At 57.0% G+C, this 19,776-nt stretch carries 14 protein-coding genes; 4 read left to right on the top strand and 10 right to left on the bottom strand.

The window, feature by feature from the left end; all coding sequences use genetic code 11:
* Positions 1–190: 190 nt before the first annotated feature.
* The 4 genes from HMPREF0577_RS09480 to HMPREF0577_RS09465 all read left to right on the top strand — a co-directional run bounded on the left by HMPREF0577_RS09480 (position 191) and on the right by HMPREF0577_RS09465 (position 7,318).
* Positions 191–2,095 (top strand): ribonucleoside triphosphate reductase, encoded by a 1,905-nt coding sequence (locus tag HMPREF0577_RS09480; RefSeq protein WP_256585205.1) that lies wholly within the window; start codon positions 191–193, stop codon positions 2,093–2,095.
* Positions 2,096–2,412: 317 nt separating this feature from the next.
* Positions 2,413–3,249, top strand: coding sequence for an anaerobic ribonucleoside-triphosphate reductase activating protein (locus HMPREF0577_RS09475; protein ID WP_004013651.1), 837 nt, complete (start codon positions 2,413–2,415; stop codon positions 3,247–3,249).
* A 166-nt stretch (positions 3,250–3,415) separates the two neighbouring features.
* Complete coding sequence (locus HMPREF0577_RS09470; RefSeq protein ID WP_004013650.1) at positions 3,416–4,915, top strand: variant leucine-rich repeat-containing protein; 1,500 nt, start codon at positions 3,416–3,418, stop codon at positions 4,913–4,915.
* A gap of 93 nt (positions 4,916–5,008) precedes the next feature.
* Positions 5,009–7,318 carry an N-acetylmuramoyl-L-alanine amidase gene (locus HMPREF0577_RS09465; RefSeq protein ID WP_004013649.1) on the top strand — a complete coding sequence of 770 codons (2,310 nt, stop codon included), beginning with the start codon at positions 5,009–5,011 and terminating at the stop codon, positions 7,316–7,318.
* Here HMPREF0577_RS09465 and HMPREF0577_RS09460 read toward each other — a convergent pair.
* The 10 genes from HMPREF0577_RS09460 to purL form a co-directional block, all read right to left on the bottom strand.
* Entirely contained in the window at positions 7,313–8,284 is a 972-nt protein-coding gene (locus HMPREF0577_RS09460) for a ribokinase (RefSeq protein ID WP_004013648.1), read from the bottom strand. The genes HMPREF0577_RS09465 and HMPREF0577_RS09460 overlap by 6 nt on opposite strands.
* 13 nt (positions 8,285–8,297) lie before the next feature.
* Complete coding sequence (locus HMPREF0577_RS09455; RefSeq protein WP_004013647.1) at positions 8,298–9,296, bottom strand: LacI family DNA-binding transcriptional regulator; 999 nt, start codon at positions 9,294–9,296, stop codon at positions 8,298–8,300.
* A gap of 171 nt (positions 9,297–9,467) precedes the next feature.
* Positions 9,468–10,034 carry an RpiB/LacA/LacB family sugar-phosphate isomerase gene (locus HMPREF0577_RS09450; protein WP_004013646.1) on the bottom strand — a complete coding sequence of 189 codons (567 nt, stop codon included), beginning with the start codon at positions 10,032–10,034 and terminating at the stop codon, positions 9,468–9,470.
* Complete coding sequence (locus HMPREF0577_RS09445) at positions 10,031–11,062, bottom strand: ABC transporter permease (RefSeq protein ID WP_004013644.1); 1,032 nt, start codon at positions 11,060–11,062, stop codon at positions 10,031–10,033. The genes HMPREF0577_RS09450 and HMPREF0577_RS09445 overlap by 4 nt, the downstream gene beginning before the upstream one ends.
* Positions 11,063–11,066: 4 nt before the next feature.
* Entirely contained in the window at positions 11,067–12,155 is a 1,089-nt protein-coding gene (locus HMPREF0577_RS09440; protein WP_004013643.1) for an ABC transporter permease, read from the bottom strand.
* Complete coding sequence (locus HMPREF0577_RS09435; RefSeq protein ID WP_004013641.1) at positions 12,152–13,660, bottom strand: sugar ABC transporter ATP-binding protein; 1,509 nt, start codon at positions 13,658–13,660, stop codon at positions 12,152–12,154. Before HMPREF0577_RS09435 ends, HMPREF0577_RS09440 begins: the two co-directional genes overlap by 4 nt.
* Before the next feature lie 17 nt (positions 13,661–13,677).
* Complete coding sequence (locus HMPREF0577_RS09430) at positions 13,678–14,727, bottom strand: autoinducer 2 ABC transporter substrate-binding protein (protein WP_004013640.1); 1,050 nt, start codon at positions 14,725–14,727, stop codon at positions 13,678–13,680.
* A gap of 545 nt (positions 14,728–15,272) precedes the next feature.
* Positions 15,273–16,610 carry an NADP-specific glutamate dehydrogenase gene (gene gdhA / locus HMPREF0577_RS09425; protein ID WP_004013639.1) on the bottom strand — a complete coding sequence of 446 codons (1,338 nt, stop codon included), beginning with the start codon at positions 16,608–16,610 and terminating at the stop codon, positions 15,273–15,275.
* 75 nt (positions 16,611–16,685) lie between these two features.
* Positions 16,686–17,288, bottom strand: coding sequence for a peroxiredoxin (locus tag HMPREF0577_RS09420; RefSeq protein WP_004013638.1), 603 nt, complete (start codon positions 17,286–17,288; stop codon positions 16,686–16,688).
* A 107-nt stretch (positions 17,289–17,395) separates the two neighbouring features.
* Positions 17,396–19,717: a phosphoribosylformylglycinamidine synthase subunit PurL gene (gene purL, locus HMPREF0577_RS09415; protein ID WP_004013637.1), complete on the bottom strand. Its 2,322-nt coding sequence runs from the start codon at positions 19,715–19,717 to the stop codon at positions 17,396–17,398.
* Positions 19,718–19,776: the final 59 nt, after the last annotated feature.

Here is a 19,776-nt window from a genome sequence, read left to right as displayed (position 1 = left end):
CGTGTGACAATTTTCACATGCCGCTTCAAATCCCAGGTGGCACCTCATGAGCGCGCATCCCTACCACCTTCCAACCACTATATATTGTGGTCTAATTGAAAACACACCCAAGATGTAGTTGATTTTCTGTCAAACTCGCCTAGAGTAGTAACCCGATGCTCTAAGTCAGAGAGCGCAGAGAAAAGAAAAAATTATGGAGAGAGAACCTATGAAGCAAGCAAAGGACGGCGCTGAACGTCACCTGATTGACCCGATTGAAACCGTGGACGAATACTTGGATCGTGCGGACTGGCGGGTGAATGCCAACGCCAACCAGGGGTATTCGGTCGGCGGGTTGATTCTGAACGCGGCCGGCAAGATGGTGGCCAACTACTGGTTGGACAATGTTTACAGCCCCGAGGCCGGCGAAGCACACCGTGACGGCGACTTCCACATCCACGACCTGGACATGTTTAGCGGGTATTGCGCGGGCTGGTCGCTGAAACAACTGTTACAACAGGGCTTCAACGGGGTCACCGGGGCAATCGCCTCAAACCCGCCGAAGCATTTTTCCTCGGCTTGCGGCCAGATTGTGAACTTCCTGGGCACGCTGCAAAACGAATGGGCTGGCGCCCAGGCATTTAGCTCCTTCGACACTTACATGGCTCCCTTCGTGCGCCTGGACAACATGACCTACGAGGAAGTCAAACAACAGATGCAAGAACTGATTTACAACCTGAACGTGCCCAGCCGGTGGGGATCACAGTGCCCGTTCACGAACCTGACCTTCGACTGGATCTGCCCCGATGATCTCAAGGACGAAGTGCCTTTCATTGGCGGGGACGTGTGCGATTTCGCTTACGGCGACCTCCAGGCGGAAATGGACATTATCAACCGCGCCTACATGGAGGTCATGACCGCCGGGGACGCGAATGGGCGCGTGTTCACTTTCCCGATTCCGACCTATAACATGACCAAGGATTTCGACTGGGATTCCCCCAATGCCGACTTGCTGTTCACGATGACCGCGAAGTACGGGCTGCCGTATTTCCAGAATTTCATTAACTCGGAGCTCGACCCCGGCCAGATTCGCTCCATGTGCTGCCGCCTGCAGCTGGATCTGCGCGAGCTGGTCAAGCGCGGCAACGGCCTGTTCGGTTCGGCCGAGCAGACCGGTTCCATCGGCGTGGTGACCATTAACCTGGCTCGGCTGGGATACCTGTACAAGGGCGACGAAGCCGACTTGGTTAAGCGTCTGCGCGAGCTGGTTGCCCTGGGTTCGCAGACCTTAGAGGCCAAACGTGAAATCATCCAATACCATATGGATCACGGGCTGTTCCCCTACACTAAACGCTATCTGGGAACCTTGGACAATCATTTTTCGACCATCGGCGTCAACGGTATGAACGAGATGATTCGCAACTTCACCGATGATGCTTATGACATCACCGACCCGCGCGGACACGAGATGGCCATGCGGATTCTGGACGGGGTGCGCGACCAGATGGTGGAACTCCAGGAGTCTACCGGCCACATGTACAACCTGGAGGCCACCCCGGCCGAGGGCACGACCTATCGTTTGGCCAAGGCTGACCGTAAACGCTTCGGCGATAAAATCATCCAGGCCGGCACCAAGGACAACCCGTATTACACGAATTCTTCCCAGTTGCCGGTTGGTTTCACCAACGACCCGTTCTTGGCCGAGGAACTGCAAGAGGAGCTGCAAACCAAGTACACCGGCGGCACCGTGTTGCACCTGTACATGGGCGAGGCGGTTTCCAGCGCCCAGGCGTGCAAGCAACTCGTGAAACGTTCCCTGACTACCTGGCGCACGCCCTATATCACGATTACCCCAACGTTCTCGATTTGCCCGTCCCACGGGTATCTCTCGGGCGAGCACTTCACTTGCCCGCAGTGCGAGGCCGCCGGGGAACACCAGGAATGCGAGGTGTGGACGCGGGTGATGGGGTATTTCCGCCCGGTACAGTCCTTTAACATTGGCAAGAAGGGCGAGTACGCCGAGCGCGTCAGTTTCAGCGAGTCCGCGGCCGCGACCCACGGCGAGTTACACTCGCACCTGTTGGAAAAGACCTCGGGCGTGCCGGCGCTGGTTTAGTTCGCCTGGTTTAGTTCGCTGCGCCACGTATCGGGTGTTTCGGTTTTGGATTCATGAGTTGCCTCTCGGCATTCTGGTGGGGGGCGCGACGTAACCGCCGCACCCCCCACCAGGCTTAGCGTCGAAACCCACCCCAAATAGGGTTGGCGCTGACTCTGTCAGCGCAATCCTGAGCTTAGAGATAGAGGCTTTTGTGGGTTGGTTGGGTCGGCCTCGAGGCCGACCCAACCAACCCACACCGGGTGTGGCGTGGCCCCGGCCACGCCACACCCTCTCGCCGCTAAATCCCTAATTCCAACAACAGTAAGGAAGCGACCGTGTCAGATACCGGCCTTGTTATCGCGGGTTTGACCCCGTTTTCCACGGTGGATTGGCCGGGGAAACTCGCCGCTGTCGTTTTTCTCCAGGGTTGCCCGTGGAATTGTGGTTACTGCCAGAATTTCGCGATTATTGACCCGAAAGCCCCCGCCCAGGTTCCCGAATCCGAGTTGTGGAGCCTGCTGGAACGCCGCGCGGGTCTGTTGGATGGGGTGGTGTTTTCCGGCGGGGAGCCCACCCGCCAGCCCGCCTTGCTGGAGGCCGCGCGTCGCGCCAAACAGCTCGGTTTCCAGGTGGGGTTGCATACCGGTGGGGCGTATCCGCGTCGGCTGGCGGCTTTGCTGGCGCAAAACCTGGTGGACTGGATTGGCCTGGATATTAAGGCGCTGCCGCAAAACTACCCGCGCGTGGTGGGATTGGGACAGACGCAACCAGCGACCGCGACCCCCACCAAATCAAGCGCGTCCACCGCTAAGCTGCGTCTGTCGATACCACCCCTGAATAAAGCCGGGCAAAGTGCCTGGGAGTCCCTCGACATGGTGGTGGGGGCATACCAGGAGGGGACGCTGGCTAATTACGAGGTGCGTATCACGGTTTCCCCTGGTCACGACCTTGATGATACCAATCCTGAAACTCTGGTACCACTCGCGGAGGCTTTACGGCAACGCGGGGTACAGACCCTGGCGGTGCAACAGGCGCGCCCCGACGGGACTCGTCCAGAGTTCGCCAGTCGCTACGAGTTGCCTGGGGCGCGCGATTTTGCCGCTGACTTGACCGCCGCCGCGAGCCGTGTGAAATCCCTGGGATTCCAACACTTTACCTATCGCGGAGTTTAGTTGCGAATACATAAGCCATATGATATAATTGCGCCCCGGATAAATCCCCAGGTCACAGGCTTGTCTCGATGTCAAGGTTTCTCAATAAGGTGGTTATGTGTCCATAACCAGAAAATCCGCGCCGCCACGCCGATATGTGGAATAATGGGCAACGGAAAGGACTTCCATGAGTGATATGAATCAGAAAAAACGAGCTTCAGATCCCACGACCCCCGCCACCGAGTTGCAGCAACTGGCCACCGATCCTGACTTGCGCCCGCTCATTGCCAAGAACCCCGCTGCCTATCCCGAACTGCTCGCGTGGCTGGCTTCGAAGAACGAGCCGGCCGTCACCGCCGCGCTGCAGGAACGCGAAGCCATGTCGCCCTCCCTTTCAGTGTTTCCCATTCATGAGGTGCCATCCGCAGAGACGACTCTTTCCAATGATGAACCACTAGTTTCAGGGGAAACGCCGGACACGCCGCACAACCCCGTTGCGCCATCCCCTGATTCTGAAACCCCGGATTCAGGCTCCCCAGTGCCCGAGGAACCCAACACCCAGTCCGCCCCGCAAAGAACCTCGATTCTGGGCGGGTACACGGCTGGCGCAACACCGGACAACCACCCGGATGCTACCACCATTTTACCGGCGCAAGATTCAGATCACGCGGGAAATCCACCCCGTGATACAGAATCCACCGCCGCTGCGGGTACCGCCGCGACGGCCGAAACCGGCACCCCAAATTACCCCGATGCCAGCACAACCGCAGCGCCCCTCGCAACAGCGGGTGGCGAAACCGCCGGTTACTATCCCACGAACCTCGAAGTCCCCACCCCCACAGCGAGCCCCGCTTCCCCCAATACTCCCGCCGGATACGTCGCTAATTCCACTGGCTCCTATGCCCCGGGAACTCCAGGTGTCCCCGGAACCTACGTCACCCCTGGCACTCCGGCTGGGGCTCCACCGGCGTACCCCGCTCCCGCCGGATACGCTCCCGGTGCTCCCGGTGCTCCCGGTGCGTATCCCACCTATCCCACCGCCGGTTCTGTTCCAGTGATGGCCATGCCCGCTGCGGCCGCCCAGAAATCTAAATCCAACACGGTTTTGTGGGTAATCTTTGCCGTGTTGCTGGCGGCAGTGGTTGGACTGGCGGTAGTGGTGCTTATGACCTTCCTGGGAACCACATCCGAGACCGCCGCACCCAAGGAAACCACCACTACCCAGACCACCGATGAAGATCCCGCCAAGGCAAAGGACAAAGACAAAGACAAGGACGCGAACAAAGATAAAGACGATAAAAGCCAGAAACCCAAGGAACGCGAAGTCCGCTTCCCCGCACCCGCCGGCGCCCAGTCAGCCACCACTTTCACAACGAAAACCGGCAACACGACCTGTTCCGCTTCCGGGAATACCCTGACCTGCGCCGTCAAGGATCACGAAGCCCAAATCGGGAATTGTGACTCCCAGACTTCCGCCGTGGTAACCATACAGGATGGGAATCCTGAAATCTCTTGCCAAATAAAGGAACAGTATTCCCCTGGCGGCGTGGTTCCGGACTACAACCAGTCCGTGAACCTGGGTGATTTCGTATGCACCTCGCTATATGACTACACCGAGTGTTGGAATATCTACACCGGTGCAGGTTTCCAACTCGCCCGTCAAATGTACCAATCGGTACAACACTAGGGTCGTGTTACCCGATAAAAACCGCCTCGATGTGATGCCCAGCCGCCAGCCCGGCTCGCGCCTCATGAATACCGCAGTAAGGAAATAGGACAGATGCCGAAGTGGGGAGAGGATTTCGACACCTGGGAACCGACCCAGGATTATCCCGCCGCGCCCCCCGCCAAGTCCGCGCAGCTCGGACAGGTCACGCCGCGCCCCGCCGACCCGCGCCCCCACGGCCTGCCGCCCTCTTCCACCGGTGCCCGCGCGGCTAGTTTCTTCCAAGAGTTCAACGCCGCGAACGAAGCGGCCGATCAAGCCACGGCGGAACGCCTTCCGACCTTGCCATACGGGGATAATCCCGGTATCGCCGCGCTGATTGCCAATGCCCAAAACATGTTGAACTCGGACGGCCCGGATGCGCCAGGCAGTTTCGGGGACGGTTTCGCGGCGGGGGTGTCGCGGCGCGCGGATTCCTCGGCTTCATTAGGCGCCACTTCACGAGGTGCCAACGCCTCCCCCGGCGATTTCTCTGGAATCCCAGTCGAAAACCAGCCCGAAGCGTGGCGTTCGGCCGGGTCGGCGGGCTCCCTGAAACCAAATAGCGGGGATTTGCGGAAAAACGGTGGGGCGGGGATGACACCTCATGAAACCGGAAACAAACGCCGCCCTCTAGACATCGGCTTCGACTCGGGCAACGGCCTGGCCTATGGCGCCAGCCTGGAAGAAGGCACGCGAGGCGAGGCGAGACGCCCGAACCGCGCCACACCGGCGCCAGACACCCACTCCGAAGGGTGGCAAAAACTGGTCTCGGGATGGGAAGACATGAAGAATAACCAGGAACCAAACCACAACTGGACCCAAGGCCTAGGCTCGGCATTCCCTGGAAATGATGCTTTCGCACCCCAGCCGGGCACGGCTGGCGGTGCCGGTGGGTTCGCCAGTGCCAGCCAGCCCACCCCAGATTCAGCCCGGGGGGATTCCAGTGACGCGCTCGGTTATGCGATGGCACCTCATGAACCCCGAAACCCCACGAAACCCACCATCCGCGCCGCGAACGAAACCAACGATGGTGACACCGCCGCGAATTCCCGCGACTTTTTCGACCACACCACCGCCCCGGGTGCGGGCACCAACCCCGCACCATCCGGGTGGAAAAGTATCTCCGCTGCCACCCCGGAAGGACCGACGAAACTGCGCTTTCGGCGCGTCGACGACAACGGCTCCACCCCGCCACCACCCGACCGGCGCTCTGGCGGCGACGGGCTGTCCCCCGTCGCGATGATAGCCGCCGCAGTATTACTGTCCCTGATCAGCGTCGGTATCGGCGTGGGAGTCGGCATGAACCTCAACCCCACCCCGACTCCAACCGTCACCGTCCCCGCCACCCCCAGTTCTACTGTGGAACCCAGCACCGAGAATCCCGATTCGGTCAGTAACAAAGACAAAGGCTCCGGCGACGATTCCCCGAAAGACACCGCCAGTGGCTTAAGCGGAATGAAAATCGTGCTAGACCCCGGACACAACGGAGGCAACGCCGCCGCCTGGCAACAAATTGGACAAAACGTCGACGACGGACGTGGCGGACAGCGGGCATGCAACACGACGGGAACCGCCACGGACGACGGTTTTACCGAACACGAGTTCAACTGGAAAGTCGCGGGCTTGTTGAAAACGAAACTGGAGGCGGCCGGGGCAACGGTGTTGTTGACGCGTGATTCGGATGTGGGGGTGGGCCCTTGCGTGAACGAGCGGGGAGCTTTCGCGCAAAAAGTCGGGGCGGATGCGATGGTTTCGATTCATGCCAACGGCACCGCGAACACCTCGGTTCACGGGTTCTTCGCGATGATTTCCGACCCGCCTTTGCATGAATCGCAAAAGGAACCTTCGTCGAAGCTGGCGGCAGCGCTGGTGGGAGCGCTAAAGGACAGTGGTTTCACCCCGCAAAACACCGGGCCGATTGCGGACGGCTTGTGGAAACGCTCCGACTTGGCGACCCTGAATTTTGCCGAGGTTCCCGCCGTGATGCTGGAGTTGGGCGAGATGCGCAACCCCGCCGATGCCTCCTTGATGAAAACCGAGAACGGGCGGGAAAGATTCGCCACCGCCATGTTTAACGGGCTGGCAGCCTGGGCGCGGGAAGCACGCCCCGGGGCAAACTCCGGCGGTGCGCCGGCCGGCGGGACTCCGGCCGGCAGTACGGGAACTGGCGGCACCCCAGCCGGCAGTACCCCGGCCGGCAGCACGGGAACTGGCAGCACTCCGACCAGCAGTACCCCGACCGGCAGTACGGGAACTGGCGGCACCCCGGCCGGCAGCACTCCGACCGGCAGCACGGGAACTGGCAGCACCCCGGCCGGCAGTACCCCGGCAAACCCGGCGGCTCCAACAACCCCAGCCACCCCAGCCGCCCCGGGTTCATGAAAAATCCAGGAATTCCCGCACTTCGCGGGCATTCCGATACGAGGCCTGCGCCCCTTTTCGCAGCGCCGCCACCCCGGCTACGGCGCTAGCCAGGCAAGCACCTCGTGAAAGCGGTTCCCCCGCCGCGACCGCCGCCAACAGGGACCCCATAAACGCATCCCCGCAACCGGTGGTGTCCACCGCCGCGACCGCGAAAGGCGGGACGGACACGAACTCGCCACCCTCCAGCACCAGGGCACCATCCGCCCCCAAGGTCAACACGGCACGCTCAAAACCCAAATCGCTCAAAGCCGCCCGCAACCCCGCCGCGTCACCGGAATCCAGCGGGCGGCCAGCCAACACCGCCAGCTCGTGTTCATTGACTATCAACACGTCCACCAGGCGCAACAGGGAATCGGGAACCTTGGTAATGGGCGAGAAATTCAGCGCCATCGTCACCCCGGCCTCGCGGGCGATAGTGGCTGCGGCCGCCACCGCCTCCAGGGGGGATTCCAGGCACAGCCCCAATACCTGTGCCCCTCGGATAATCTCGGTTTGCGCCGCGACACTGGCGGCATTGAGCGTGGCATTGGCGCCCGCCGAATAGACAATAGTGTTTTCCCCGTGCGAGTCGACGGTAATCAGGGTGGATCCGCTGGGCTGGTTGACGCGGCTGACCCCGGCGGTGTCCACTCCGGCGCGGCGCAGGGACTGATAGAGCAGGTCGCCGTGGGCATCGTCACCTAGGGCTCCGATGAAACTGGTGGCGGTTCCCAGCAGGGCACAGGTCACGGCCTGGTTGGCGGATTTGCCGCCAGGCAGGGTTTCCAACGGCCCGCCGACAACGGTTTCCCCGGGACAGGGCAGCTGTTCGGTTTCCACGGTCAGGTCGGCGTTGATGGATCCGACTACCGCGACCCGTTCGCCGTGTCCCAGCGCGGCTAATACTTCACGGGCAGTGGTTTTTTGGTTTTGGATGTCTGTCATTAGGTTGCTCCGTTTAGGGCGTGCCGTGGGGGGCGCCGGGTTCGGCGGGCAGTAACAGTTGGGAGGTAACGGTTTTCATGAGGGGCTTGCCAAGATCCCCACCGATTCGCTGGCGTAAAATCCGCATCGCGATATCCGCCATTTCGTCAATCTTGGTGTCGATGACGGCGATGGAGGGCATCGTGGTGACCAGCCAGGGGACCTTGTCGAAGGTCGCGATGGCGACATCTTCGCCGACTCGCAGGCCGTGACGGTGCAGGCCCGCGATAACACCCAGGGTAATCACCGCCGAGGCGCACAGCACAATGTCGGGGGTGTTTTCCCGCAGGGCTTGTGCGATGGCCTCGGCACCGGATTCTTCGTGATAGGTGGTGCGGTAAGTGCGGGTTTTCACGCCGATATCGCGCAGGCTCTGGCTTAGCAGGCGTTCCCGGTTCAGGCCGGTGCTGGTGGTTGCCGGTCCGGATATCACCACCGCCGAACGGTAGCCTTGGCGGGTGACGTGCTTCATTAGTTCGTCTACCGCCGGGGAGTCTTCGGACAGGACGGTGTCCACGTTCGCTCCCGCCAGGCTGCGGTCGATGGCCACGGTAGGGATTTCTTTGACATAGTTCCGCAAGGTGTTTGTCGGGGTGCCTGCCGGGGTCAGCAGCAGTCCGTCTATCTGATGTTCCATCATGGTGCCGACGACTTGTTCTTGTTGGTGGGGGTCTTCCCCGCCGTTTCCAATCATGAGGCGCAAGTCGAGGTCTTGGGCTTTCTTCTCGATACTGTCGGCTAGTTGAGCGAAAAAGGGGTTGACAATATCGCCGACGACCACGCCGATAATCCCGCTTTTCCCGGTGCGCAGCGCGGTGGCACGGGCATTACGGCGGTATCCCAAACGCCGCGCGGCTTCGAGCACCCTGTCGCGGGTTTGCGCCGAGACGCTGGGCGAGTTGTTGAGGCTGCGCGACACTGTAGAGATATTAACCCCTAGTTCTTTGGCAATCTCGCGGATTGTGGTTGCCATCGCTATCCTCTCGCATTTCTAAAGTCTGCACTGAATTATATGGTAACACACGTTTAGACACGGGTGTAGCCACTAACCGAGTCGATACAATCCCCAGTTTGTTGCAATAGACTTATGGGGCTCGTTTACATACGGAAGTGCAGAATATTAATATATTTGGAATTTATTATATTAATAGGCCAGACCCTCCGGTTCAGATCCTAAAACAGCCGTAGCGGGATTTACCACTTGGAATCCATTTGCTTTATAGGCCTCGTAGTCAAAGTGTTCACATTCATTGAAACCGATTTGATGGTATTCCAAAAATCCTTCCCAGTCCTCGTAGCCGCTACCAAGATGGCTTTCTAGAAAGGCATCAGCCATGGCCATACCTAAGCGGTGACCAATCCAGAATCCCCCCATAGCCAACAGATTACAGCCGTTAGCCGCAGCTGCCCGTCTCGCGGCTCGAACCGATTCAGCTACAGCTGCGTGCACGTGGGGAACCTTACTGGCTGCCACGTGGATGCCCATACCTGTTCCACAGAATGCCAGAGCCCGCTCAAATTCGCCTTCGGCGATTTTGGAGCCCAGGGCGAAGCCAACCCGATGGTACATACCACTTTCAGCCTTGACAGGGGTAAGGTCGGTCACTTCCCATCCGCGAGCGATCAGGTGCTTTTTGACGGCTTCCTTAAGTTCAAAGCCGGCAAAATCGGCACCAACCACAACTTGCTTGTTTGCTATAGTCTTTATCATTTCGATATACCTCTTTTCTTGAATCTAAATAGGGATTTTTCACTGGTCCAAATCACGAATAGCAATACCGCGCCGAAAATGAAGGGGCGATAGAAGTTACTGATATTGGGAAAAGTATTTAATCCTGAAGCTAAGATTTGCAGGATTACGATAGCTAGCAATACCCCCCAGATATTGCCTCTGCCTCCATAGGGGTCTACGCCTCCAAGAACCACAATCAGAATCGTCATCAGGGTGTAACTCAAACCGTAATCTGGCTTGGCCGAGTTATAGTTGGCCAGCATGACCAGCCCGGCAGTCGCACCACATAACCCCGAGATGGCATAGCAAACCACCAGCAGTTTTACGGAATGCAAACCGCTGAATTTAGCGGCGGTCGGATTGGTGCCAATCGTGAACAGTTTCAAACCGTAAGAGTTGCGGTGCAAAAGCAACCCTACAATAACAGCCACCACGACGAATATCACTAACTGCATGGGGATGATTCCACCGAGCCGAGCTCCGATAACCTCGCTGTAGGCTTCCGGCAAGCCGCTCAGTGCCTTGCCACCGGTAGTCATAATGCCAATACCGCTGAATAATTCCAAGGTGCCCAAGGTTACCAGAATAGCGGGAATTCGCACATAAGCAACGAGCAGACCATTTAATATACCGGTGGCGAATCCAACCGCCAAAGCCACAACTATCGCAGTAAGAATCGTTACCGCCGGGTTTTGTCCCTGAGCTTCTAAGGATCGCATCGTAATCACCGCCGCGATACCGCTGAGGTTGGCTATGCCGACAATAGACAAATCAATCCCGCCAGTTACCATGGTTACCAGCACGCCCAAGGCCATGATGCCAAATTCAGGAAATTGCACACCGATTGAAACCCAGGTGTTAAGGCTGGTGAAAGCATCGGTTCTTACTATCAGGAGTACCACCGTCAGTGCAATGAGGGTCCAAAGGAGCCTCGAAACCTGCGGCTCGATAGGAACCCGGCGTAACTTGGCTTTCGGGGCGGTTTTACTAATCGTAGTAGTCATCATTACCTCACTCTGCTGTCAAACGTTGCCGCTTCCGGCTCCGGGTTAACTGCACGGCTGAAATTCCAGTGCCGATAATAATCATCAGACCCAAGACGAAGCGTTTACCGGTAGTTGGAATGCCGGCCATAATCATGTTGGTTTGAATAATGGCAATCAACATGGTTCCCATCACCACGCCCAGCAAGGAACCTTTACCCCCGGTGATGGCAGTGCCCCCAAGCACCACTGCAGCTATCACCATCATTTCCATACCCAACAAGTCGGTGGGATTCATCTGGTGGGTAACACTGACGGACATGAGACCGGCTATAGCCGCTATGACTCCGACGATGACATAGAGCCAAAATTTAATCCATTTGACGCGGAATCCCACCCGGATAGCGGCCTGTTCATCGCCGCCCATGGCGTACAGGGCTCGCCCAAACATCGTATATTTCATCACGAAGCCAATCAAAACCAGGACGATAACAAAGAAAATGAAGGTTGCCGGCAGGATGGATTGAGTGCCTTGGTGAACATTCTCAACCCGAAGCAGGACGGCTCTGCCGAATTTATCAATTGGTTCAGGCAGTCGACTGATTTGCACCGCGCCAAGGGCACCTTGCATTATTCCGGCGAATACGTTCATCGTCCCTAAAGTAATAATTAAGGTTGGGGCTGCTAGCTGCGAGGTGAACAGGCCATTGAAAGCCCCCAGTAAAGCCCCGACTGCCATGATAATCAGCAAGACAACCAGGAAGGGGCCGCGGAAATCTATGTCTACCATGAAGCGAGCCACGGCATAAACCGCCAGAGAACCTAGAGCAGGGAAAGAGACATCGATACCCCCAGAGACCAACACCATGTGGGCTCCGATGGCAAACAGTCCCGGTACTATCATCGCGTTGGCCAGGTCTAAGAGGTTATTGATGGTGAAAAACTGTCCGCTGCGCGCCTGGATTAGCAGGCTGACACCTAAGAGCACTAAGAATAGATAGAATTCATTGGCATGAAGAACACGTCGCAGCATTGTTGGTGTCGAATTTTTAGGTTTCTCGATGTTGGACTCAGCTAGTGTCTGTGTTGAGGTTGTCTTATCAGGATTTTCTGTCATTTTTCTACCTCTGTCAGGTTTTTACCGGTAACCATGGCGGAGACTTCCTGCTCGGTGGTTGTACTGGGATCGACTTCACCCGCGATTTTGCCCTCGCGCAGCAACAAGATTCGTCGCGAGATTTGCATGAGCTCCGGGATATCGTCAGAAATAACGATTACCCCCATGCCTTGGCGAGCCAGGGCTAGCAAGGTGGAATGAATTTCTTGTTTGGATCCAATGTCCACGCCAACTGTAGGACCGTTCAAAATCAGAATATCGGGCTTGGTTCTCAGCCACTTCGCGAGCACCACACGCTGTTGATTGCCCCCGGAGAGTGTACTCACCGGATTGTAAGGGTTGTTAGTGGCAATTTTAAGTGATTCTACCGAACTTGTAACTGCGTCTTTGATGCTCGAGCCATTGAGCCAACCCCAGTGGGTTAAATCGTCAATAGTGGAAATGACGATGTTATCGGCAATGGACTGCTGCAGCATCAGTCCTTCTGTGAGGCGATCTTCGGGAACATAGGCAATCTTGTATTTCATGGCCTGGGAAATGGAATCTATCTTGACGGGCTTTCCCGCTATCCGACTTTCCCCAGAAGTCGCAGGAAACACTCCAAACATAGAGAGTGCCAATTCTCTTCGACCTGAACCTAATAGGCCGGTAATCCCCAGCACTTCGCCCCGATGTAAAGAAAGATTCACCTCACTGAAAGCACCCTCGAGGCCGAAGTTTTCTAACTTCAGCAATTCCTCACCGAGTTTTTCAGGCTGTTCAAAGCGGGATTCATCTACGTCATGACCGGTCATATAGTTGGCAAACTTGGCTCGAGTCAACTCTGCGGGATTAGCGGTTACAATCAGCTTCCCGTTACGTAAAATCGTAAACCGTTCACTGATTTCGAATACCTCGTCCAGCTTGTGACTGACGAAAAGAATCGCTATGCCGCGCGCCTGCAGGGTGCGAATCACCTGGAACAATGCTTCAACCTCACGGTTGGTCAACGCAGTTGTAGGTTCATCCATAATCAGGACTTTGGCATCCTGCAGGAGCGCTCGGCAGATAGCGACTAGTTGTTTATCAGCTACTGACAAATCGCCTAGATATGCATCCAAATCTACTTCGAAGTTGATTTTATGAATAGCTTCCTGGGCGAGTTTTCTAAACCTCTTCCAATTTACTAGTTTCCGTCGATTAGCGACCTCACTTGATATCGCAAGGTTTTCCATTACGGTCAGATTCGGAAACACCGAAAAATCCTGGTAGATAACCTGGATGCCAGCTTTGATGGCTTCGGCGGGTTGCAGTGCCTTAAAGGTCTGGTCACCTATCCTAATTTCCCCTTTATCTGGCTTGTGTACGCCGGATATAACCTTAATTAAGGTAGATTTACCGCAACCATTCTCGCCAGCTAGACAATGAATTTCACCGGCGCGAATCTCGAGATTCACATCATCAAGCGCTTTCACACCCGAAAATTCTTTGGTCACCCCACGCACTGCCAGGACTACATCGCTCATTCCGTCTCACAACCTATCTAGAAGTTGAAGTCGTCAACGTTATCAGAGGTGATAGCTATCCAGCCCTTACCCTCAAGAACCTTGTCGTTGTCTTTGTTGAACTTCATATTTTCGTAGCCTTTAACACCCAAATCCAAGCCTTCACTGATTTTTTCACCGTCAAGGACTTTCTTAGCCAGAGCGGCCATAGCGTAGCCGGCATCTGCTGGATCCCACAGGGTCAAAGCGTGTACGGTACCGTTCTTGAGGATTTCCTTATTGGCTTGAGGCATCCCAGTTCCGGAAGTGAATACCTTGCCTTTGAGACCCATTTCTTCGATGGCGCGAGCCACCCCGGGGGCATCAAAGGAGGAAGTGCCGAAAATACCGCGAACCTCAGGGTGAGCCTTGAGGACTTCCTTGGCTGCCTGGTAAGCACCTTCGGCGGTATCACCGGATTCGACCCGAGGTTGCGCTTCTAGCAGTTTCATCTTGGGGTACTTTTCTTTCTGGTGTTTAACCCCACTGTCAGCCCACTCGTTATGCGAGGCGTTCGTAATGTGACCCACCATGGTGGTGTATACACCTTCCTGTCCCATCCCATCAGCCAGGTTGTCCATAATAAACCCGCCATAGGCTTCATTACTAAAGGCTTCAATATCGTACTGGGTGTTCTTCTGTGAAGCGCCTTCGTGAGTAATCACCACAATACCGGCATCCCGAGCCTCTTTGAGGACTGGCTCCAAGGCACCCGGGTCTACTGGCACTACCCCAATGGCACTAACCTTTTGCGCAATTAGGTCACGGATAACCTGAGCCTGTTGCGTGGCATCAGTGGCAGCCGGTCCCCTTTGGAACACGTCAAGACCGCTGTCAGCGGCGTACTTCTTGACGCCTTCTTCCATCCGAACGAACCAGGGATTCGTTGCGTCTTTGGGTACGATTGCAATCCGAACCTTGTCGCTTTTTTTGCCGTCGGCACTGGTACTCTTGCCGCTTTCACAACCCGTTAGAAGCGCGGAGCCGCAGGCTAGGGCTGCCATAACAGGGATAGCTATCATTCTCTTCAAAAAGCCACTTCGCTTCATCGATTGTCTCCTTTGGTCAATCAGATACTAAAAGTTACGCAAACGTTTGCGTGCAACCAAGGCTACCACAGCGAGTCGCGGCGTACAAGGAATTTCAAAAATAAATCTAGATTTTTCGTTCACTAAGCCCACACAAGGCTAAAAACTACTGGTGATACGGTACTCTCAGCGCACTGCGACTCTGCGAGGATTCCGCTACAGCCTGATCGACATCCAGGCTGACTCGCGCCTCCGTGGCACTTTCGCGGGCACTGTCTGAGATGCTGACAATGGATTGCGCAATCCCCTGGGTGTCGTCTGCGACACCTTACCACTGCCGACATTTCGTTGGTGGCGGCGATGCGCTGTTCTACTGCCGAGGCGATGGTGGTTTGGGAATCGTTGATGGCCTGCCGCATTCCCTCCATAGACAGATTCAGGTTTTCCATATTTGCCGCCCATAGCGATGTGCGAAAATAAAATCGCACATCGCTATGGGGAAACTTTCCCTTTGCCTCGCACGTGTACACCGCGAGCCAAAGCAATTCGGCGCTAGATAGCTAGAATCAGACGACCCCGTGCGCCAGCATCGCATCGGCAACCCGGCGGAAACCGGTGATATTCGCCCCATACACGTAATCGCCAGGTTTACCGTATTCTTCAGCGGTCTCCAAGCAATCGTCGTGAATCGACTTCATCATGTCACGCAACTTACCCTCGGTGTATTCGAAGCTCCACTTGTCGCGCGACGCGTTTTGCTGCATTTCCAGCGCGGAAACCCCCACACCACCGGCATTCGCGGCCTTACCTGGCGCATAGGCACACTTGGCCTCCTGGAACAGTTCGATAGCCTCGGGCACACAGGGCATATTCGCGCCTTCGGCCACAATCTTGACACCGTTCTTCAACAGTTCGCGGGCATCATCGGCACTGACCTCGTTTTGGGTAGCAGCCGGCAGCGCCACATCCACCGGCACCACCCAGACATTGCCCGAATCGTGATATTCAGCGGACGGACGCGCGGCGGCGTAATCGCGCACGCGACCACGTTTGACCTCTTTGATTTCTTTAAGCAAATCCAGGTCAATCCCCTCTGGATCATAAACCCACCCATTAGAATCAGAGCAGGTCACCGGCTTGGCACCCATCTGCTGTGCCTTCTCAATGGCGTAAATCGCCACATTGCCCGATCCGGAAACCGCACACGTGCGACCCTCCAACGACTCGCCACGATCCTCGGCCATAAACTGAGCGAACATGACTTGGCCGTACCCGGTGGCCTCGGTTCGCACCAGCGAACCACCCCACCCCAGGCCTTTCCCAGTCAAGACCCCGGCTTCATGCACCCCAGTCAGGCGCTTGTATTGGCCGAAAAGATACCCGATTTCGCGCCCTCCCACGCCGATATCCCCAGCCGGCACGTCAGTGCGCTCTCCAATGTGGCGATACAACTCGGTCATAAAGGACTGGCAAAACAGCATCACCTCATTGTCGGATTTACCGTGCGGGTCAAAATCCGAGCCGCCCTTGCCGCCGCCGATTCCCTGGTTAGTCAAGGCGTTCTTGAAAATCTGTTCAAATCCCAGGAACTTGATAATGTTACGGTTCACCGACTTGTGGAAGCGCAAGCCGCCCTTGTACGGCCCCAAGGCGGAATTAAACTCCACCCGGTAGCCTCGGTTCACCATGACCTCGCCCCGGTCATTAACCCAGGGCACGCGGAAAATAATCTGGCGTTCTGGTTCGGTCAGGCGCTCCAGTAACCCGTAATCGGCATACTCGGGATGCCGCTCAATAATGGGATCGAGGGATTCCATAACCTCGGTCAAAGCCTGCAAAAACTCAGGTTCTCCCGGATTGCGAGCGGCGGTTTCTGACAATACTTTCTCTAGTTTAGGATGCACTTTAACGCTCCTTTAGTTAAATCTTTTAGGACAACCCTAATTTACCATCCCCACAGGTAAGGCTAAAAATACCCGCTACAGATTCAAAGAAACCAGATTCGTAGCCGCCTTGAACACATCCAAGGTTGGTTCGCCAGGATGCCATCCGCAAGAAGTCAATCCCCCGGATTGCAAAGCATCAAGCTGACGCAACAGTTCCTTGGCGTTACGCCCCACCGAGTCCGCGTCGACGCATACGAACTGAATCTTGTTGTTCGGATCGACCAGGAATGACGCCCGGTCGCACACGCCCTCGACGTTCAGCACCCCAACAGTCTTCAAGAAATCATGTTTCGGATCGGTAGCCAAGGGGAAGGGAATGCTGCGCAACAATTCATCCTTAGAACGCCAGGCCAGGTGGACATATTCCGAGTCGGTGTTCACCGCGACTACCTCGCAGTTACGTTTCTTCAGTTCGTCATAGATTTCCGCGATTCCAGCCAGTTCGGTGGGACACACAAAGGTGAAATCCTTGGGCCACATCACCACCAGGCGCCACTGGTCTTTCTTGACATCGGCAGAGCTGACTCGACAGAAATAGTCCTCTTCCCGGTTCACCGGTAAATCTGCAAGCACACCGCCCACAACAGCCTGGAAATCATACTGCGGAAAGTCATCTCCGACTGTCAGCACTGCCATATCTAGCTCCTCCTAAATACACCTACGCGTAAATCTTCTGCATCCTGCTTCAAACACATATTGTACCTCATATGTGACGGGTTGCCACTTAAAAATGCCAGCAAATATTAATCAAAACAGCCTGGCAACACGGCTTCCCGCGCGGTTTGCAACTGAGTCACTGACAGTTCCACCACGCCGCCATCAACCATTAAACGCAAGGAATCCCCGCCAGTCACACCAATCTCTAAGGCTGCAATTCCGACGGCTTCGGCTCGGGCTAGCACCTCATGAAGCCGGTCTGGCGCCACCGCGACCAACGCACGTGCCTGCGACTCCGAGAATAACTTTTCGGTCGAACCAAGCTCCCCACCCCACTTTGTTAGGTCAATTTCGGCGCCGCACCCGCCCCGGCACACCATGTCCACCAGCGCGCCGGCCAATCCCGCTGTGGACAGGTCATGAGCCGCTAGGTGTAATCCCCGCTCTGCCCCAAAAATCAGCACTTGCCCCAAGGCTTCTTCCGCATCGAAATCCACCACCGGCGGGTGTCCCCCGAAACAGCCGTGACCCCGCGCCCACGCCGAGCCGTCCAGTTCTGGTCGGGTCGTCCCCAACAGCACTACCCGCCACCCCGGCGCGGCAAAACCGCTGGGCACCGCGCGACGCACATCGTCCATCAGCCCCAGCATCCCCACTACCGGGGTGGGGTTAATCGAGTAATCCTCGGTACCCATCACGTCGCCTGACGAATTGTACAGCGACACGTTTCCGCCGGTCACCGGTACGCCCAGGCGCTGGCACCCGTCGGCCAGGCCGGTCATCGCGGTCACCAGTTGCCACATGGCATCGGGGCATTCGGGGTTCCCGAAGTTCAGGCAGTCGGTGACCGCGGCCGGGGTCGCCCCTACGGTGCACACATTACGGTAGGCCTCGGCCAGAGCTTGTTGCGCGCCAGCATAGGGATTCAGTTTCGTGTACCACCCGTTCGCGTCAGTACTCAGCGCCACCCCACGCCCGGTTTCTTCGACCACGCGGATTACGCCGGCGTCATCGGGTTCCGCCAGCGCGGTGTTACCGCGCACATAGCGGTCGTATTGGTCGGTGACCCAGGCCTTAGAGGCCGCGCCTGCGTCGGTGGCGCAAACCGCCAGGATTTCTTCGGCTAAGACCGCCGGGTCGCCATCGCCCCGAAAGGCCAGTTTTCCGGCTTCACGAGCGGCTGACACCGTACGCGCGTTCAAATCATCTTGCCAGGCTGGCCGAGCATAGGGTCGGTCATAGACTGGCGAGTCAATCGCCACAGTTTTCGGATCCACATCCACAATCCGGTGTCCATCGTGGTCAATCGTCAGGCGTCCTGAATCGTTGACCTCGCCAATAACCGCGTATTCCACATCCCATTTGCCTACAATCTCTTGGAAACGCGCCAGGTTTTCGGGTGTCACCACCGCCATCATGCGTTCTTGGGATTCACTCATCAAAATCTCGCCGGCCGTCAGGCTGGGGTCACGCAACAGCACACGCTCCAAGTTCACGTGCATCCCGGAATCCCCGTTCGCCGCCAACTCGCTGGTGGCACACGAAATCCCGGCCGCCCCCAAATCTTGGATGGCCTCTACCACCCCAGCAGCAAACAACTCCAGGCAGCATTCAATCAGGACTTTTTCCATAAACGGATCCCCAACCTGCACCGAGGGACGTTTGGTGGGCATGCCGTCCTCGAAAGATTCACTGGCCAAAATAGATGCCCCGCCGATGCCGTCCCCGCCGGTGCGCGCCCCGAACAAAATCACCAGGTTCCCCGCACCCTGCGCATTCGCCAGGTGGATACTGTCACAACGCATCACCCCGACACACAGGGCGTTCACCAAAGGATTCCCCTGATAGGACGGGTCAAACTCGGTTTCCCCGCCAATATTGGGTAACCCCAGGCAGTTACCGTAACCACCCACGCCCGCCACCACGCCGTGCACCACCCGCGCGGTATCCGGGTGGTCAATCGCCCCGAAACGCAGCTGATCCATAACCGCGACTGGACGCGCCCCCATGGACATAATGTCACGCACAATCCCGCCCACCCCGGTGGCCGCCCCCTGATAGGGCTCCACAAAAGACGGGTGGTTGTGGGACTCGACTTTAAAAGTCACCGCCCAGCCGTCACCGATATCCACGACTCCGGCGTTTTGTCCCATGCCCACCAAAAGCCGCCGGCGCATTTCAGGCGTGGTTTTCCCCCCGAATTGTTCTTTCAGGTGTTTCTTTGACGACTTGTATGAACAGTGTTCGGACCACATCACGGAGTACATAGCCAGTTCCGCAGCCGTGGGGCGGCGTCCCAAAAGCTCGCGAATCCGGGCGTATTCGTCGTCTTTCAAGCCCAGTCCGCGATAGTCTTGCGCCTGGTCAGGGGTGTTGGCAGCGTCGGTGATGGTGTCGTAAGTCCTCATGTTTGCGTTCCTCCGGGTTTCTGTTGTTCCTGTTGTCGTCTTGCCTGTGGTTTTTGTCC

The organism is Mobiluncus mulieris ATCC 35243 (genome assembly GCF_000160615.1).
GTDB lineage: Bacteria > Actinomycetota > Actinomycetes > Actinomycetales > Actinomycetaceae > Mobiluncus > Mobiluncus mulieris.
The sequence above is the reverse complement of the archived record's forward strand: the minus strand, read 5'-3'. Positions and strand labels throughout refer to the sequence as shown.

What these genes read in the sequence shown, in the direction of transcription:
- HMPREF0577_RS09460 (WP_004013648.1), bottom strand. Translation starts at nt 8,284, where the DNA reads ATGACAGACATCCAAAACCAAAAAACCACTGCCCGTGAAGTATTAGCC.
- HMPREF0577_RS09440 (WP_004013643.1), bottom strand. Translation starts at nt 12,155, where the DNA reads ATGACAGAAAATCCTGATAAGACAACCTCAACACAGACACTAGCTGAG.
- HMPREF0577_RS09445 (WP_004013644.1), bottom strand. Translation starts at nt 11,062, where the DNA reads ATGATGACTACTACGATTAGTAAAACCGCCCCGAAAGCCAAGTTACGC.
- HMPREF0577_RS09465 (WP_004013649.1), top strand. Translation starts at nt 5,009, where the DNA reads ATGCCGAAGTGGGGAGAGGATTTCGACACCTGGGAACCGACCCAGGAT.
- HMPREF0577_RS09455 (WP_004013647.1), bottom strand. Translation starts at nt 9,296, where the DNA reads ATGGCAACCACAATCCGCGAGATTGCCAAAGAACTAGGGGTTAATATC.
- HMPREF0577_RS09430 (WP_004013640.1), bottom strand. Translation starts at nt 14,727, where the DNA reads ATGAAGCGAAGTGGCTTTTTGAAGAGAATGATAGCTATCCCTGTTATG.
- HMPREF0577_RS09420 (WP_004013638.1), bottom strand. Translation starts at nt 17,288, where the DNA reads ATGGCAGTGCTGACAGTCGGAGATGACTTTCCGCAGTATGATTTCCAG.
- HMPREF0577_RS09470 (WP_004013650.1), top strand. Translation starts at nt 3,416, where the DNA reads ATGAGTGATATGAATCAGAAAAAACGAGCTTCAGATCCCACGACCCCC.
- purL (WP_004013637.1), bottom strand. Translation starts at nt 19,717, where the DNA reads ATGAGGACTTACGACACCATCACCGACGCTGCCAACACCCCTGACCAG.
- HMPREF0577_RS09450 (WP_004013646.1), bottom strand. Translation starts at nt 10,034, where the DNA reads ATGATAAAGACTATAGCAAACAAGCAAGTTGTGGTTGGTGCCGATTTT.
- HMPREF0577_RS09435 (WP_004013641.1), bottom strand. Translation starts at nt 13,660, where the DNA reads ATGAGCGATGTAGTCCTGGCAGTGCGTGGGGTGACCAAAGAATTTTCG.